We start from the raw sequence: 15,527 nt of genomic DNA, 5'->3' as shown, positions 1-15,527 counted from the left end.
AAAATCCCGCGCGCGGAGCGCGCCAATGTGACAGCTCCCGCTACCTGGCCATCAGGGCGGTGATCTCCTGGGCGCCCGGACCGGCCTCCGCGAGGTGGCTCAGGTGCTCGGGAACCTGCTCGCCGCGGAACTGCTTCGCCTGCGCGTACAGCCGCCCGGCGCGGTAGGAGGACCGGACCAGCGGGCCCGCCATCACGCCGGCGAAGCCGATGCGCTCCGCGGTTTCCTTGTGCGCGACGAACTCCTCCGGCTTGACCCAGCGCTCCACCGGGTGGTGGCGCAGGCTCGGCCGCAGGTACTGGGTGATGGTGATGATGTCGCAGCCAGCGTCGTGCAGGTCCTGCAGCGCCTCGGTGACCTCGTCCGGGGTCTCGCCCATGCCGAGGATCAGGTTGCTCTTGGTGACCAGGCCGGACGCGCGGGCCTCGGTGATCACCTGGAGGGAGCGCTCGTAGCGGAAGGCGGGGCGGATCCGCTTGAAGATGCGGGGCACCGTCTCCAGGTTGTGCGCCAGCACCTCGGGGCGGGAGCCGAAGACCTCGGCCAGCTGCTCGGGGTCGGCGTTGAAGTCCGGGATGAGCAGCTCGACGCCGGTGCCGGGGTTGAGCGCGTGGATCTGGCGGACCGTCTCGGCGTAGAGCCAGGCGCCGCCGTCGGGCAGGTCGTCGCGGGCGACGCCGGTGACGGTGGAGTAGCGCAGGCCCATGGCCTGCACGGACTCGGCCACCCGGCGCGGTTCCTCGGCGTCGAAGTCGGCGGGCTTGCCGGTGTCGATCTGGCAGAAGTCGCAGCGGCGGGTGCACTGGTCACCGCCGATGAGGAAGGTGGCCTCGCGGTCTTCCCAGCACTCGTAGATGTTGGGGCAGCCGGCTTCCTCGCAGACCGTGTGCAGGCCCTCGCGTTTGACGAGGCCCTTCAGCTCGCGGTACTCGGGACCCATCTTCGCCCTGGTCTTGATCCACGAGGGCTTCTTCTCGATGGGCGTCTGGCTGTTACGAACCTCCAGCCGCAGGAGCTTGCGGCCCTCGGGCACCACGGTCATACCCGTCAGACTACGTCCCCGCGGCCGGTGACCCCAGCCCAGCGGGGGAGGGCGCGGTCACACGTCAGGCCGGGTCCGGCGCTATCCCGGTCAACTTGCCGCTGACCTCGTACAACTCCGCCGCCACCGCGGTGTCCTGGGACTCCGGCGAGCAGCCTGCCAGGCCGGGGCCGCCCCAGACCTCGCCCGGTCCGGCCGGGCCGTAGTACTGCCCGCCGCGCACCGCGGGCGCGGTGGCCGCGTACAGCTGGGAGAGCACCCCGCGCTCGGTGCGCATGGTGGCGACCTTGTTGAACAGGCCGAGACCGACCTCCAGCAGCTTGTTCCGCCTGGCCCGCCCGCCGTTGGCGGCCAGCTCGGTGTCGGTGAGGCCGGGGTGCGCGGCCAGGCTGAGCACGTCGGCGTCGGTCGCGGACAACCGGCGGTCCAGCTCCTGGGCGAACATCAGGTTGGCCAGCTTGGACTCGCCGTAGGCGACGAAGGCGTTGTAGCGGCGGCGCTCGTAGTTGAGGTCGTCCAGGCGCAGCGTGGTGCGGCGGTGCGCGAGGCTGGACAGGGTGACCACCCGGGCGCCGGGGGCCTGCCGCAGCGCGGGCATGAGCAGCCAGGTCAGCGCGGCGTGGCCGAGGTGGTTGGTGCCCATCTGGATCTCGAAGCCGTCCGCGGTGCGGCCCAGCGGCGGGCCGAACACGCCCGCGTTGTTCATCAGCACGTGCAGCCGGTCACCGGCGCGTTCCCGGATGTCCGCGGCCGCCGCGCGCACCGAGGCCAGGTCGGACAGGTCCAGCCGGACCAGCTCGACCTTGGCCCTCGGCGCGGTGGTGCGGACCTGGTCGACGGCTCGGGCCCCGCGCTCCGGCGAGCGGCAGGCCAGCAAGAGGTGCGCGCCCTTGGCGGCCAGCGCGTAGGCGCTGTGCAGACCGAGCCCGGAGTTGGCCCCGGTGATCACGATGGTGCGCCCGCTCTGGTCGGGCATGTCCTCGGCCGTCCAGTCCCGCATGCCGCCACCCCGTCTCGCCGCCGTCGAGTGCCCAGTCTCCCGGACACCCAGTCCAACGCGGTGGCCGGGCGAGAGTTCCGAGGGGCAGGGCGAGAGGGAGGAGGAGCACGAAGAGCGCAGAGCGAGATGCGAAGCCACCCGTTGCGAAAGAGGCGTGGCGCGCCAGCGACACGGCGGGCTCTGAACTCAGCGGTGGGGTTGATTTTTTCGCGTCGTGCGTTCGTGACCCCGACACTCCGAAGCTTGCTTCGCGTGTGCCGGGGTCACGAACGCACGACTCAGGAGCGAAAAATCCCGCGCGCGGAGCGCGCCAATGTGCCAGTTCTTTAAGCGCTGGCAGCCATCCGCCGGAACAGCCCGCGCGTGGAGTTGCACCGCGACTGTGCGCGCTCGCCGTCTCGGGCCAGCGCCAGGAACGCCGCCCCGACCCGCTCGATCTCCTCAGCGGACTCGCGCACGTCGGCCAGCCCGGTGACCAGCGCCAGCGTGCGCCGCTCGTGCGCGATCGCCTCCGGGATCTCGCCAGCGCCCGCGTCCAGCAGGCGGCGCAGCGTGGGCTCCTCGGTGGCAAGGCGCTGCCAGGCAGCAGTAGCGGCTTCGACCCGGTCGCCGTGTTCGTGCAGGGCGAGCTCGAGGTGGCCGGTGAGCCGGAGCATCCAGCGGTAGTGCAGCGCGGCCAGCAGTTCGGCGTGGCTGGCGAAGATGTCGGCGGCGTGGGGGACCTCGTCCAGCGGCACGGTGGATTCCCCGGTGCGCTCGGCCCGGCGCAGGGCGGCGTCGATGACGTCTCGCCGCCGGTAGAAGTCGTTCCAGCTCATGGCGCCCCTCCTTGTCGCTCACCGCCCGTACCCGGAGTTTCCGGCGTACCGACGGTATGGCTCCGACACGGCGAACATACCACGAGTACGTACCGTCGGTATGTCGTAGTGTTGTGAGTATGGCGACAGCGCGGCCGCGGCGTATGGAATATTCGGAATCCACCAGGCAGGCCCTGGTGGACAGCGCCGTGGAGCTGTTCACCAGAAAGGGTTACGCGGGCACCTCGCTGGATGAGATCGCGGCGAAGGCGCGGGTCACCAAGGGCGCGCTCTACCACCATTTCGGCGGTAAGCAGGCATTGTTCGAGGCCGCTTTCGACTCGGTGGAGACCGACATGCTGGCCCGGCTGGCCAAGATCGTCGCGCAGCCCGGCGACCCGTGGGAGAGCGCGATGGCCGGTTTGCGCGCCTACCTGCGGGTCTGCCTTGAGCCCTCCTACCAGCGGATCGTGCTGCACGAGGGGCCGGTGGTGATGGGCTGGGAGCGCTGGCGGGAGGCCGAGGAGCAGTTCAGCTACGGCCTGGTGCGGGCCACCGTGGTCGGGCTGGCCGAGTCCGGCGAGATCGACGACCTGCCGGTGGAGCCGATGTCCCGGCTGATGTTCGGCGCGCTGGCCGGCAGCGCCACCCAGATCGCCAACGCGGCCGACCCGAAGAGGGCCAGCGAGGAGGTCGGGACCTGCATCGAGCGGGTGATGCAGGGCTTGCGGCTGCTGCACAAGGTGGGCAATGCCGAGCCGATCCGGGTGGAGACCTCGGTGCCGCGCAGGACGCGCCGCCGCTGAACCCGGGATAGCGTGTTCCGCGTGGACTTCAGGATCTTCACCGAGCCCCAGCAGGGGGCCAGCTACGACGATCTGCTCCGGGTCGCGCGCGCGGCCGAGGACGCCGGGTACGACGCGTTCTTCCGCTCCGACCACTACTTGAAGATGGGCTCGGCCAGCGGGCTGCCCGGCCCCACCGACGCCTGGGTGACGTTGGCCGGTCTGGCCAGGGAGACCAAGCGGGTCCGGCTGGGCACGCTGATGACCGCGGCCACCTTCCGCTACCCGGGCCCGCTGGCGATCCAGGTCGCGCAGGTGGACCAGATGTCCGGTGGCCGGGTGGAGTTCGGGCTGGGCGCGGGCTGGTTCGAGGCCGAGCACCGCAACTACGGCATCCCGTTCCCGGACGTGGCCGAGCGCTTCGACCGCTACGCCGAGCAGTTGGCGGTGATCACCGGGCTGTGGCGGACGCCGGCGGGTGAGACCTTCAGCTTCGACGGCGAGCACTACCAGCTGACCGACTCGCCCGCGCTGCCCAAGCCGGTGCAGGCCGGTGGCCCGCCGGTGCTCATCGGTGGTCACGGCGCCAAGCGCACGCCCGCGCTGGCCGCGCGGTACGCCGCCGAGTTCAACCTGCCCTTCGCCGACCCGGCCACCGCGGTGCGCCAGTTCGAGCGGGTGGAGGCGGCCTGCGCGGAGATCGGCAGGGATGCCAAGGAGATCGTCCGCTCGGCCGCGCTGGTGCTCTGCCTCGGCCGGGACGATGCCGAGGTGGCCCGCCGGGCCGCGGTGATCGGCCGCGAGGTGGACGAGCTGCGCGCCAACGGTTTGGCCGGCACGGTGGCCGAGGTGGTGGACAAGCTCGGCGCCTGGCGCGAGCAGACCGGCATCAGCCGGGTCTACCTGCAGGTGCTCGACCTCGACGACCTGGACCACCTGGAGCTGGTGGCCGCCGAGGTCCTGCCGCAGTTCCGCTGATCAGGGCTTGAGCTGGCCCGCGATGTCCGCCGCGGCCGCCAGCAGCACCAGGGCCGGGACCAGCGCGGTCGCGCGCAGCCGGTAGCGACCGCGGCCGTCCTGTTCGACCAGGCCGGCCGCGGTCAGCGGCTTGAGGTGGTGGTACAGCTGGCCGGTGGAGCCGACCTCGGCCTCGGCCTGCAGCTCGGCCGCGGAGCGCGCGCCCTGCGCGGCGAGCAGCCGGACCACCTTGGCCCGCACCGGGTGGCCCAGCGCGGCCAGCACCTCGATGCGCGGGCCGTCCGGCAGGCCCAGCACCCGGTTGGCGGGCAAGATGATGGACCACTCCAGTTCGGGCGCGCTCAGCCGGCCCTGGTAGCTGATCACGCCACCGGCCTCGGCCACCGCCTGCTCGGCGATGCCCTCCAGGGCCGTCACCCTGGCCTCCAGGTCGGCGACGCGCTGGGCCAGCTGCTCGTTGGTCATCAGCTGAGCATGCCTGGCTCTCCGGTGAGCGCGGTGGCCACCCTGTCCAGCCACGCCGGGTCGAGCAACAGGTCGAGCACCACGCGCAGGTAGATCGTGCTCTCCCCGGTGGCGGCGGCCCAGTCCGGTGCGGTCATGCCGGTGAGCAGCACCGCGACCGTGCCGATCCGGCCGTCCCGCCAGCGCACGGACATGCCAGCGGTGAGCACCCCGGCCAGCGAGCCGCCCTTGAAGCCGATGCCCGCCACCTCGGGCGGCCGGACCGCGGCCAGGCTGTGCTCCAAATGCCGCCGGGCCGGTTCCGGGAAGCGGCCGGTGGCCAGCGCCCGGTGCAGTCCGGCCAGGGTGGCGGCGGAGGCGCCGCCGCTGTCCCGGGCCCAGGCGGTCTGGGTGTCCCAGGGCGGGGTGCCGGTGAGCACCTTGGCGCGGGCGTGCGCGCGGAAGGCCGGGTCGGTCAGGAAGCGCCGTTCCAGGCGGGCGCCCATCTCCAGGCGCGGCACGCCCGGCCGGACCTCCTCCGGCAGCAGCAGGTAGAGGAAGTCGGCCAGCTTGGAGCGGGTGTCCACGCCGGCCCAGCCGCCGCGCAGCGCGGCCCGGCGCAGTGCGGGCTCGCCGAGCAGGTGGCGCAGGTAGTCGGTGGCCGCGTTGTCGCTGAAATAGATCATCGTCCCGGCGATCTGGTCCAGGGTGACCAGCTGGTCCGGGTCCTTGGCCAGGCGGGTCGCCGGGTCCATCGGGATGCCGAGGGACTCCTGCGCCGCCACGTGCGCGCCGCCGTCGGTGTAGGGCAGGTAGAAGTTCTCCCAGTCGCCGACCCTGACCTTGGTCGCCGGGTCCAGCCGGGCCAGCGCGTAGGCGGCCAGGTGCACCGGTTTGACCGCCGAGGCCAGCGGCTGGGCGACGTGCGCGCGGTGGGCGAGGCACTTCGTGCCGTTGTGGGTGTAGGCGCTGACCAGGCCGGGGTTGGCGGTGAGCCAGGCCAGCCAGCCCTCGCGGGTGCTGAAGTCCGCGGCGGCGCGGGGTGCGGCGGTGGCCAGGCCGGGCAGCAGGGTCGCGCCGGCGGCCAGGGCGCCGGCGGTGAGCAGGTGGCGTCGGGACAGCATGGTTCCCCCATCCTCTGGATTTCCGTAATTCCGGAAGTCTAGAGGATCGGAGTCCGGTTGTCGTTGAGCGCTTCGCCGAGCAGGGCCAGGCCCTGGTCCTGCTCCAGTCGCTGACCAGCGGCGGTGGCCTGGCGGACGGCCAGTTCGGCGGCGGCGCGGGCGGCCTCGGTCTCGCCGAGGTCCAGCAGGGCCGCGCCCTGGGCGAGCAGCGCGCCGGGGCCCAGGCGGGTGGGTTCGCCTGCGGCGGCGATCAGGTCCAGGGCCTCGGTGGCCGCGGTCAGCGCGTCGCGTGGGCGGCCGGTCTGGCGGTGTGTGCGGGACTGGCCGATCAGCGCGGCCACCTGCGCCCACAGATAGCCGCCTGCCTCGGCCAGCGCCTGCGCTCTGGCGTGCAGCTCGGCGGCGCGGCGGGGCTCGGCGCAGTCGGCGAGCACGGTGAGCGCGTCGGCCTCACAGACCCGGTGCGCCAGGTCCCGGGCCAGCCGCAGGGCCTGTTCGGCGTCGCCTGCCGCCTGGTCGTGGTCGCCCAGCAGGCGGTGCGTCTCGGCCAGGGTGGTCAGCACCTCGACCGCGAGGCGCCGGTGGCCCAGCTCGCGGAAGTCGGCGAGGGCCTCGGTGAGCACCGCCTTGGCCTGGGCGTGCGCGCCGCGGGCCAGGTGCGCGCGGCCGAGGCCGTAACGGCCGTAGGTGACCATCAGCTGGGAGCCCTCGGCCAGGCCGATGTCCACGATGGTGCGGAAGTGGTCCTCGGCCTCGGCCAGCTCGGCCAGGTCCACGCACAGGTGGCCGAGGTTGGCCCTGACCATGGCCTGCCGGTGCGGGTCGGCCGAGGCGTGCGCCTGCCGCAGGTGCGCGCCCGCCTCGGTGAGCCTGCCCAGGTTGAGGCAGACCAGGCCGAGGTTGTTCAGGGTGGCGAACTCGCCGTCCCGGTCACCCAGCCGCCGCTGGATGCGCAGCGCCTGCTCGTAGTGCCGGGCCGCGGTGTGGTTGTCGCCGAGGGTCCAGTGCAGGGTGCCCAGGCTCAGCCGCATGGCCGCCTCGCCGGGCAGGTCGGGTTCGGCGATGGCCGCGGCCAGTCCGGTCTCCACCACGTGCAGCCAGTCCGCGACCTGGCCGGTGTGGTGGAAGTAGCCGCGCAGCGCGTCGGCCAGGTACCAGGAGTAGTGCGCGAGCGGTCCGGCGCAGATGGTCGCGGTGGCCGCGATGTTGACGCATTCGGCGCGCAGCCAGGCCATCGCCGCCGCCGGCCGGGGGGTCCGGTTCGGCCGGGGCGCGGGCAGCGGGAGCTGGACAATCTCCGGGTAGAGGCTGCGCGCGGCCGCGCGGGCGGTGTGCAGGTAGTAGGCCAGCAGCGCCCGCCGGGCGGCGTCCAGCGACTGGGCGGTCTCCTCGGCCGCGGCGCGTTCGGCGGCGTAGAGCCGGATCAGGTCGTGCGCCTGGTAGCGGTCGCCTGCCTGGTGCTGCACCAGGTTGGCGGTGCAGAGCTGGCGCAGCAGCGGCAGCGTGCTGTCGGCGGGCAGCGCGGCCAGCGCGGCGGCGACCTCCTTGGTGAAGTCGTTGCCCGGCACCAGGCCGAGCAGCCGGAACAGGCGCTGGGCCGGTGGGTCGAGCATGTCGTAGGAGAGGTCGAAGGCGGCCTGCACTGCGGTCGCGTCGTCGCCCTCGATGCGCAGCCCGGCCAGGCGTTCGGCGCTGAGCTCGGCGACGTAGTCGGCGATCCGCGCGCTGGGGCGGCCGGCCAGGTTGCCCGCGGCCACCCGCAGGGCCAGCGGCAGGTGCCCGCAGAGCCGGGCCAGCTCGGCGGCCGCGGCCGGTTCGGCGGCGACCAGGTCCGTGCCCAGGATCCCGGCCAGCAGGTGCTGGGCCTCGCCCGGCGAGAGCACTTCCAGCGGCACCGGGCGGGCGCCGTCCAGCACGGTCATCCCGCGCAGCGCGTTGCGGCTGGTGATCAGCACCGCGCAGCCGGGCTCGCCGGGCAGCAGCGCGCGCACCTGTTCCGGGCCGACGGCGTTGTCCAGCACGAGGAGCAGCCTGCGGTCGGTGAGCAGCGAGCGGTACTGCGCGGCCCGCTCCTCCGGCTCCAGCGGGATCTGTTCCGGGGTGACGCCGAGGGCGCGCAGGAACCGGCTGAGCACGTCGGCGGGGGCCAGCGGCGGGCCGGGGGAGTAGCCGTGCAGGTTGACGTAGATCTGGCCGTCCGGGAAGTGCGCGCGCACCTCGTGCGCGGCCTGGACGGCCAGCGCGGTCTTGCCGACACCCGGTGGTCCGGTGAGGGTGACCACGGGCACCGACATGGCCGAACCGGCGCCGCGGAGCAGCTCGCCGATGTGGCCGATCTCGGCGTCCCGGCCCACGAAGTCGGCGATGTTGGGCGGCAGCTGGGACAGTCCCGCCCCGCGCGGGGCGGCGGCCGAGGGGGCGCTGGTGTGCGGGGTGGCCGGGCCGAGGGAGCTGTCGTTGTTGAGCACGGCCCGGTGCAGGGCGCGCAGCTCCTCGCCGGGGTCCACGCCGAGCTCCTCGGCCAGCTTGCGGCTGACCGCCTGGAACGCCTCCAGGGCCTCGACCTGCCGGTTGGCGCGGTAGAGGGCGAGCATCAGCTGGGCCCAGAACTGCTCGCGCAGCGGGTACTGGCCGGTGAGGCCGTACAGCTCGCCGACCACCTCCTGGTGCGCGCCCAGCCGCAGCCGGGCGTGCAGCCGGTCGGCCACCGCTTGCAGGCGCAGCTCCTCCAGCCAGCGGGCCTCGCCGGACTGGAGCGACTCCGAGGGCACGTCGGCCAGCGCGGGACCGCGCCAGAGGCCGAGCGCCTCGGTGAGCAGGCCGACGATCCGGCGGGGGTCGTCACCGGCGAGCTTGACCTGCTCGGTGAGCCGCCGGAAGCGGTGGATGTCCAGGGACTCGGGGTCGAGCTCCAGGCGATAGCCGTCGGGTTCGGTGTGCAGCAGCACCCCAGCGCCCAGGCTCTGGCGCAGCCGCATCACGTAGACCTGGAGGGTCTGCCTGGGCTGGCTGACCGGCTGCTCACCCCAGACCCGTTCGGCGAGCTCGTCGAAGGAGACGTGCTGGTTGGCCCGCAGCAGCAGGCTGGCCAGCACGGTCCGCTGTTTCGCGGCCTTCACCGTGGTGGGCTGCCCCCCGAGCAGCACCTGCAGTGGACCCAGCAGACCGAAGGACAACGGGCCGTGCACAGAAACCCTCCCCTGGACCGGACCCTCCGGCGCATGACCCCCAGCTGTCGGACAGCGAGGAGCCAGCTTACGTCGCTGAGTGCCGAATTCGGACACGTCCGAGTGAGGGCAACCCCGATTGGAGCAGTCGGCGACGCGGGGTGAGCGGCGGGTCCGGCCGGGCGAGGAACCCGGCGCCGGTCAGTTCGGCAGCGCGAAGGTGATGCCAGGGGCGCTGACCTCCGGCCGCGGCAGCCAGCACTCCGACAGCGGCAGCGCGCCGGAGAGCGCGTCCAGCACGGCCTGCTCCGCCAGCGGCTCGACCTCGGCCACGGTGACCCGGCGGCCCAGCTCGGCGGTCAGCGAGGTGACCCCGGCGTCGGCGATGCCGCACGGGATGATCCGCTCGAAGGCGGACAGGTCGGCGTCGCAGTTGATCTCGAAGCCGTGCATGGTGACCCCGCGCTGCACCCGGATGCCGATCGCGGCGATCTTGCGCTCGATCCGGGTCTCGTCGGCGGGCAGCCACACACCGCTGCGGCCCTCGACCCTGCCCGCGGGCAGGCCGAGGTCGCGGCAGACCTTGATCAGGCCCTCCTCCACCCTGCGCACGTAGTCGACCACGTCCACCGGGTCGGTCAGCTTGACGATCGGGTAGCCGACCAGCTGGCCCGGCCCGTGCCAGGTGATCTTGCCGCCGCGGTCCACCTCGACCACCGGGGTGCCGTCCACCGGCCGGTCCTCCGGCTGGGTGCGCTTGCCCGCGGTGTAGACGCTGGGGTGCTCCAGCAGCAGCAGGGTGTCCGGGCCGTTGCCGTCGGCGCGGGCGTCCAGGACCTCGCGCTGGAGGTCCCAGGCCTGTACGTAGTCAATGCTGCCGAGGTGACGGACCAGCACGGGTTCGCTGGACTCCCGGCAGGAGAGGTGACTGTTGTTGCGCACCCCTCGACCCTACGCCGCGGGTTGACCCTCCGGAACGGCGGCGGCCAGTGCCGCGGCCACCGTCGGGTGCTGGTGGACGTAGCCGTTGCGGCGCAGCACCGCGGGCAGCGCGCGCTGCCCGAACAGGGCCATCTCCTGGGCGGTCTCCGCGCCCAGGGCCAGCTTGAGCGCGAACTCCGGCACCACCCAGGGCGCTGGCCGGTGCAGCGCCTCGGCCAGCGCGGCGGTGAACTCGGCGTTGGTCACCGGCGCCGGCCCCGTCAGGTTGACCGGGCCGCTGACCTGGCTGTGCTCCAGCGCGAACCGGATCGCGCCGACCTCGTCGTCCAGGGAGATCCACGGCATGTACTGGGTGCCCGCGCCCAGCCGCCCGCCGAGCAGGAAGGAGAACAGCGGCCGCAACCGCCCGAGCAGGCCGCCGTGCGCGGAGAGCACCAGCCCGGTGCGCACCCGCACCACCCGCCCGCCGGACTCCTCGGCCGCCTCGGCGGCGGCCTCCCAGTCCCGGCACAGCCCGGCCAGGAAACCCGCGCCGGAGTCGGCGGTCTCGTCGACCTGCCGGTCGCCGGTGTCGCCGTAGTAGCCGACCGCGGAGCCGCTGACGAAGACCGGGATCCGGTACCGGGCCACCGCCTCGGCCAGCACCCTGGTCGGCACGATCCGGCTCTCCCGCAGCTGCGCCTTGCGCTCCTCGGTCCAGCGCTTGTCGCCGATGCCCGCCCCGCCCAGGCTGACCACCGCGTCCGCGCCGTCCAGCGCGCCGTCGGCGAACCTGCCCGCCGGCGGGTCCCAGCGGCGTTCGTCAGGGGCGGCCGGGGCGCGGCGCACCAGGCGGATCACCTCGTGGTCGTTCTCCCGGAGCTCGCTCACCAGGGCGCTGCCGATCAGGCCGGAGGAACCGGCGACCACCACTCGCATGACTCGATCGTGCCGCCTCCGCCCGTCCGGCGCGACCCCGGCCGGCGTGGGGAGAAACGGCCCGAGGGCCCCGCCGCGGTGTGCGGCGAGGCCCTCGGGAGTCGATCTGTGCTGGTCAGAGACCCAGGTCGGCCTCGAACGAGCCGTCCTCCAGGCGCTGCTTGACCGCGGTCAGGAACCGGGCCGCGTCCGCGCCGTCGACCAGCCGGTGGTCGTAGGACAGGGCCAGGTAGACCATGGAACGGATGGCGATGGTGTCGCCACCGGCCTCGTCGGTCACCACGACCGCGCGCTTGACCACGCTGCCGGTGCCCAGGATGCCCACCTGCGGCTGGTTGATGATCGGCGTGTCGAACAGCGCGCCCCGGCTGCCGGTGTTGGTCAGCGTGAAGGTGCCGCCGCTGAGCTCGTCCGGGGAGATCTTGCTGCGCCGGGTGCGGTCGGCCACGTCGGCGATCTTGCGGGCCAGGCCCGCGATGTTCAGATCGCCCGCGTTGTGGATGACCGGGACCATCAGGCCCTTCTCGGTGTCCACCGCGATCACCAGGTGCTCGGCGCCGTGGTAGGTGACCTCGTTGGACTCGGCGTTGATCGAGGCGTTGAGCTTCGGGTGCTGCTTGAGCGCCTCGACCGCGGCCTTGGCGAAGAACGGCAGGAACGAGAGCTTCACGCCCTCCCGCGCCTCGAACGCGCCCTTGGCCCGCGCGCGCAGCCGGGCGATCTTGGTGACGTCCACCTCGACCACCGTGGTCAGCTGCGCGGAGGTCTGCAGCGACTCGACCATCCGGCGCGCGATGACCTGGCGCGGCCTGGTCATCTTCACCGTCTTGCCGCGCAGCTCGGCCTCGGGCGTGCTGGCCGGTGCGGCCGCCCTCGGCGCCGAGCCGGAGCTCGCGGCCGGAGCCGGAGCCGCCGGAGCGGGCTTGGCGGCTTCCGCGGCGGCGGCCTTGGCGGCCTCGACCGCGGCGAGCACGTCCTGCTTGCGGATCCGGCCGCCGACCCCACTGCCCTTGAGCGAGCCCAGGTCGACCTTGTGCTCGGCGGCGAGCTTGCGGACCAGCGGGGTGACGTACGGCGCCTCGCCGTTGCTCTCCTCGGCCGAGGGGGCCTGCGGAGCCGGCGCGGACTGCTGCGGCGCGGGCGCCGGAGCACTCTGCTGCGGAGCCGGGGCCTGCTGCGGGGCGGACTCCTGCTGCTGCGGGGCCGGGGCGGGGGCGGGCTCGCTCTTCTGCTGAGCGGGCTCGCCGCTGCCGATCACCGCGAGCTGGGCGCCGACGTCGACCGTCTCGTCCTCGCCGACGTTGATCTCCAGCAGGGTCCCGGCCACCGGGGACGGGATCTCGGTGTCGACCTTGTCGGTGGAGACCTCGAGCAGCGGCTCGTCCACGTCGACGGAGTCGCCGACCTGCTTGAGCCACCGGGTCACGGTGCCCTCGGTGACGGACTCGCCGAGCGCGGGCATGGCCACCGGGGTGCCCTCCGCCGCGCCGCCGCCGGACGGGGCCGACTGCTGCTGCTGCTGCTCCGGCGCGGGCGCCGGGGCGGACTGCTGCTGCTGGGCGGGCTCTGGCTCCGGTGCGGGCTGCTCGGACGGGGCGGCCGACGGCTGCTCGGCGGCGGGCGCCGGGGCGGAGTCGCCACCGCCGTCCCCGTCGCCGATGACCGCCAGTTCGGCGCCCACGTCCACGGTCTCGTCCTCGTTCACGACGATGCGCTGCAGCACACCGGCGGCAGGGGAGGGGATCTCGGTGTCCACCTTGTCGGTGGAGACCTCAAGCAAGGGCTCGTCGACCTCAACGGTGTCGCCGACCTGCTTCAGCCACCGGGTGACAGTGCCCTCCGTGACGCTCTCGCCGAGCGCCGGCATCTGGACGGAGAAGGCCATCTTTCGCTAGCTCCTCGTGCTTGTGCTCACTGGGTTTGCCTCGCGCCGAGCGATCAGCCGTGCGCGTGCAGCGGCTTGCCGGCCAGGGCGAGGTGTGCCTCGCCGAGGGCTTCGTTCTGGGTCGGGTGCGCGTGTACCAGGGGGGCCACGTCGTCAGCGTATGCCTCCCAGTTGTAGATCAGCTGCGCCTCGCCGATCAGTTCGCCGACCCGCGAACCGACCAGGTGCAGCCCGACCACGGGGCCGTCGGTGGCCTTCACCAGCTTGATGGCGCCCTTGGTCTTGAGGATCTGGGACTTGCCGTTGCCCGCGAGGTCGTAGGTGACGGTCTCGACGGAACCGAACTTCTCCTTGGCCTGGGCCTCGGTGAGGCCGACCGAGGCGACCTCGGGCTCGCAGTAGGTGACGCGGGGGATCCCGGCCTCGTCGATCGGCTTCGGGTTGAGCCCGGCGATCTGCTCGGCGACGAGGATGCCCTGCTGGAAGCCGCGGTGGGCCAGCTGCAGGCCCGGCACCAGGTCGCCGACCGCGTACACGTTCGGCAGGTTGGTGCGCAGGTACTCGTCGGTGAGCACGAAGCCGCGGTCCATCTTGACCCCGGCCTCCTCGTAGCCGTGGCCCGCGCTGTTCGGGCCGCGGCCGACCGCGACCAGCAGGAGGTCGGCGTCGAGCTGCTCACCGGACTCCAGGGTGATCGACACCGCGGAGTCGGTCTGGGAGGCGCCGGTGAACCGGACGCCGGTCTTGAACTTGATGCCGCGGCGGCGGAAGGCCCGCTCGACCTGCTTGGAGCAGAACTCGTCCTCGGCGGGCACCAGGCGGGGCAGGGCCTCCACGATGGTGACCTCGGCGCCGAAGGAGCGCCACACGCTGGCGAACTCCACGCCGATCACGCCGCCGCCGAGCACGACGACCTTCTCCGGCACGAAGTCCAGGTTGAGCGCCTGGTCGCTGGTCATGACCCGGCCGCCGATCTCCAGACCGGGCAGCGAGCGGGCGTAGGAGCCGGTGGCGAGGACCACGTTCTTGCCGGTGTAGCGCTGGCCGTCCACCACCACGGTGTTCGGCGCCTGGAAGGTGCCCGCGCCTGCCACCACGGTCACGCCCTTGCGCGACTTGAACATCCCGGTCAGGCCCTTGTACAGGTTGCCGACCACGGTGTCCTTGTAGGTGTTGACCCCGGCGATGTCGATGCCCTCAAGGCTGGCCTTGACACCGAACTGGTCGCTCTCCCTGGCCATGTCGGCCACCTCAGCCGCGTGCAGCAGCGCCTTGGTCGGGATGCAGCCGCGGTGCAGGCAGGTGCCACCGAGCTTGTCCTTCTCGACCAGGATCACGGACAGGCCGAGCTGGCTCGCGCGCAGTGCGCAGGCGTAGCCGCCCGAGCCGCCGCCAAGGATCACGAGGTCGGCGGAGGTGTCGGTCACTTCGATCTCCTCATGGAGGCATCGTTTGCTGGGCGTTCTCTTGGTGCCGACAACGCCGGTTCAGCGCGACGGGCATCCGCCATCTTGTCACCATGTCAGGGGTGCTCGCGACGCGGGATACCTACATCTCAGTACGCATGTCCTGGATCACGCTGGGTGGATCATCGAGGCGGAGTTTCGCCCGGAATGTGACGTCCGCCTGACACCTGGCCTGGCAAGATCGGTGGTTGGAGCGAAGGAGGTGCGCGGTGGGCCTGTTCGACCGTTTCCGCCGCAAGGAGCGACCCGGCCAGCTTCGGCCGGCCTCGAACGCCGACACCGCCCACCTGGAAGCGTGGGCGGCGGCCCGGCACGGCGTCGAGGCGTACCTGGAACCCAAGACCACGGTGACCGAGACCACTGTCGTGTTCATCGCACACGACGGCGAGTGGACCCGGCGGCGCATCTCCGGGTTCGACGCCGCGCAGAAACTTGCCCGGAAATTGAAGATTCCGATGTACGAGGCCAACAAGGTCGGCTATCCACAGCGGATGCGCGACTACACCGCACGACAGCGCGCGCAGCAGCGCCGCGACGGGAAGGCGTCAGGCTAGGTGTCCACTTTCCTCGACCGACTCGCCGGAGTGGCCCAGGAACCCCTGTTCCTGGACCCGGCCGACCGCGCCCGCGAGCAGCGCGAGAACACCTGGTGGCTGACCACCGACGAGGCCGAGCGCGCCCACCTGGACACCACGACTTTGGTCGCGGTGCTCGCCGAGCTGGCGGGCAGGCTGGCTGAACGCGCGGCCGCCCAGCTCGCCGCGGCTCCGGTCACTTTTTACGCCTGGTACGAGGAGTTGGCTCGGCAGTTGCGGTGCTCTACCGGGTCGTGTGCGCCGTCGGAGCTGCCGTTCTCGAGCCGGGTGGTGCCGGTGACGGCGGAGACGGTGGTGTCGGCGTTCCTTGGGGAGAAGGAACCGAAGGACCGTGACGGCGCGATCGCCGCGTGGGTCGTGCCGCTGATCTGAAGCTGGCTGGC

At 72.7% G+C, this 15,527-nt stretch carries 14 protein-coding genes; 4 read left to right on the top strand and 10 right to left on the bottom strand.

Annotated features, from left to right (window positions below; translation table 11 throughout):
- Positions 1-40: 40 nt before the first annotated feature.
- The 3 genes from lipA to M8C13_RS43985 form a co-directional block, all read right to left on the bottom strand.
- On the bottom strand, positions 41-1,042 hold the full coding sequence (lipA, locus tag M8C13_RS43995) for a lipoyl synthase (protein WP_252486808.1): 1,002 nt from the start codon (positions 1,040-1,042) through the stop codon (positions 41-43).
- Between the two features lie 64 nt (positions 1,043-1,106).
- Positions 1,107-2,042 carry an oxidoreductase gene (locus M8C13_RS43990; protein WP_252486807.1) on the bottom strand — a complete coding sequence of 312 codons (936 nt, stop codon included), beginning with the start codon at positions 2,040-2,042 and terminating at the stop codon, positions 1,107-1,109.
- Positions 2,043-2,368: 326 nt separating this feature from the next.
- Positions 2,369-2,860: a hypothetical protein gene (locus M8C13_RS43985; protein WP_252486806.1), complete on the bottom strand. Its 492-nt coding sequence runs from the start codon at positions 2,858-2,860 to the stop codon at positions 2,369-2,371.
- A gap of 119 nt (positions 2,861-2,979) precedes the next feature.
- Between M8C13_RS43985 and M8C13_RS43980 the strand changes: the two genes are divergently transcribed.
- Positions 2,980-3,645 carry a TetR/AcrR family transcriptional regulator gene (locus M8C13_RS43980; protein WP_252486805.1) on the top strand — a complete coding sequence of 222 codons (666 nt, stop codon included), beginning with the start codon at positions 2,980-2,982 and terminating at the stop codon, positions 3,643-3,645.
- A 21-nt stretch (positions 3,646-3,666) separates the two neighbouring features.
- Positions 3,667-4,602, top strand: coding sequence for an LLM class F420-dependent oxidoreductase (locus M8C13_RS43975; protein WP_252486804.1), 936 nt, complete (start codon positions 3,667-3,669; stop codon positions 4,600-4,602).
- On the opposite strand, the gene M8C13_RS43970 is transcribed toward M8C13_RS43975, so the two are convergent.
- The 7 genes from M8C13_RS43970 to lpdA all read right to left on the bottom strand — a co-directional run bounded on the left by M8C13_RS43970 (position 4,603) and on the right by lpdA (position 14,509).
- Positions 4,603-5,067 carry a helix-turn-helix domain-containing protein gene (locus tag M8C13_RS43970; RefSeq protein WP_252486803.1) on the bottom strand — a complete coding sequence of 155 codons (465 nt, stop codon included), beginning with the start codon at positions 5,065-5,067 and terminating at the stop codon, positions 4,603-4,605. It abuts the gene before it with no gap.
- Positions 5,067-6,170 (bottom strand): serine hydrolase, encoded by a 1,104-nt coding sequence (locus tag M8C13_RS43965; protein WP_252486802.1) that lies wholly within the window; start codon positions 6,168-6,170, stop codon positions 5,067-5,069. Before M8C13_RS43965 ends, M8C13_RS43970 begins: the two co-directional genes overlap by 1 nt.
- A gap of 38 nt (positions 6,171-6,208) precedes the next feature.
- Positions 6,209-9,358: a BTAD domain-containing putative transcriptional regulator gene (locus tag M8C13_RS45225; RefSeq protein ID WP_308202921.1), complete on the bottom strand. Its 3,150-nt coding sequence runs from the start codon at positions 9,356-9,358 to the stop codon at positions 6,209-6,211.
- Positions 9,359-9,538: 180 nt separating this feature from the next.
- Positions 9,539-10,279, bottom strand: coding sequence for a lipoyl(octanoyl) transferase LipB (lipB, locus tag M8C13_RS43955; RefSeq protein ID WP_252486801.1), 741 nt, complete (start codon positions 10,277-10,279; stop codon positions 9,539-9,541).
- Positions 10,280-10,288: 9 nt separating this feature from the next.
- The gene (locus M8C13_RS43950; protein WP_252486800.1) at positions 10,289-11,197 is read right to left on the bottom strand and encodes a TIGR01777 family oxidoreductase; all 909 of its coding nucleotides are present in this window, start codon (positions 11,195-11,197) and stop codon (positions 10,289-10,291) included.
- Positions 11,198-11,312: 115 nt separating this feature from the next.
- Positions 11,313-13,082 (bottom strand): 2-oxoglutarate dehydrogenase, E2 component, dihydrolipoamide succinyltransferase, encoded by a 1,770-nt coding sequence (sucB, locus tag M8C13_RS43945; RefSeq protein WP_252486799.1) that lies wholly within the window; start codon positions 13,080-13,082, stop codon positions 11,313-11,315.
- 53 nt (positions 13,083-13,135) lie between these two features.
- Positions 13,136-14,509, bottom strand: coding sequence for a dihydrolipoyl dehydrogenase (gene lpdA, locus M8C13_RS43940; protein ID WP_252486798.1), 1,374 nt, complete (start codon positions 14,507-14,509; stop codon positions 13,136-13,138).
- Between the two features lie 248 nt (positions 14,510-14,757).
- Between lpdA and M8C13_RS43935 the strand changes: the two genes are divergently transcribed.
- Together M8C13_RS43935 and M8C13_RS43930 are read left to right on the top strand one after the other, a co-directional pair.
- Positions 14,758-15,102, top strand: coding sequence for an oxidoreductase (locus M8C13_RS43935; protein ID WP_252486797.1), 345 nt, complete (start codon positions 14,758-14,760; stop codon positions 15,100-15,102).
- Complete coding sequence (locus M8C13_RS43930; RefSeq protein ID WP_252486796.1) at positions 15,103-15,516, top strand: hypothetical protein; 414 nt, start codon at positions 15,103-15,105, stop codon at positions 15,514-15,516.
- Positions 15,517-15,527: the final 11 nt, after the last annotated feature.

The organism is Crossiella sp. SN42 (assembly GCF_023897065.1).
Classification (GTDB): Bacteria; Actinomycetota; Actinomycetes; order Mycobacteriales; family Pseudonocardiaceae; genus Crossiella.
Note: the sequence above shows the minus strand (reverse complement) of the source record. Positions and strands in the feature narration are given on the sequence as shown.

Bases quoted from the DNA above. Each gene is read 5' to 3' on its own strand.
- lipA (WP_252486808.1), bottom strand. From the start codon at position 1,042: ATGACCGTGGTGCCCGAGGGCCGCAAGCTCCTGCGGCTGGAGGTTCGT.
- M8C13_RS43990 (WP_252486807.1), bottom strand. From the start codon at position 2,042: ATGCGGGACTGGACGGCCGAGGACATGCCCGACCAGAGCGGGCGCACC.
- M8C13_RS43970 (WP_252486803.1), bottom strand. From the start codon at position 5,067: ATGACCAACGAGCAGCTGGCCCAGCGCGTCGCCGACCTGGAGGCCAGG.
- M8C13_RS43950 (WP_252486800.1), bottom strand. From the start codon at position 11,197: ATGCGAGTGGTGGTCGCCGGTTCCTCCGGCCTGATCGGCAGCGCCCTG.
- M8C13_RS43985 (WP_252486806.1), bottom strand. From the start codon at position 2,860: ATGAGCTGGAACGACTTCTACCGGCGGCGAGACGTCATCGACGCCGCC.
- M8C13_RS43980 (WP_252486805.1), top strand. From the start codon at position 2,980: ATGGCGACAGCGCGGCCGCGGCGTATGGAATATTCGGAATCCACCAGG.
- sucB (WP_252486799.1), bottom strand. From the start codon at position 13,082: ATGGCCTTCTCCGTCCAGATGCCGGCGCTCGGCGAGAGCGTCACGGAG.
- M8C13_RS43965 (WP_252486802.1), bottom strand. From the start codon at position 6,170: ATGCTGTCCCGACGCCACCTGCTCACCGCCGGCGCCCTGGCCGCCGGC.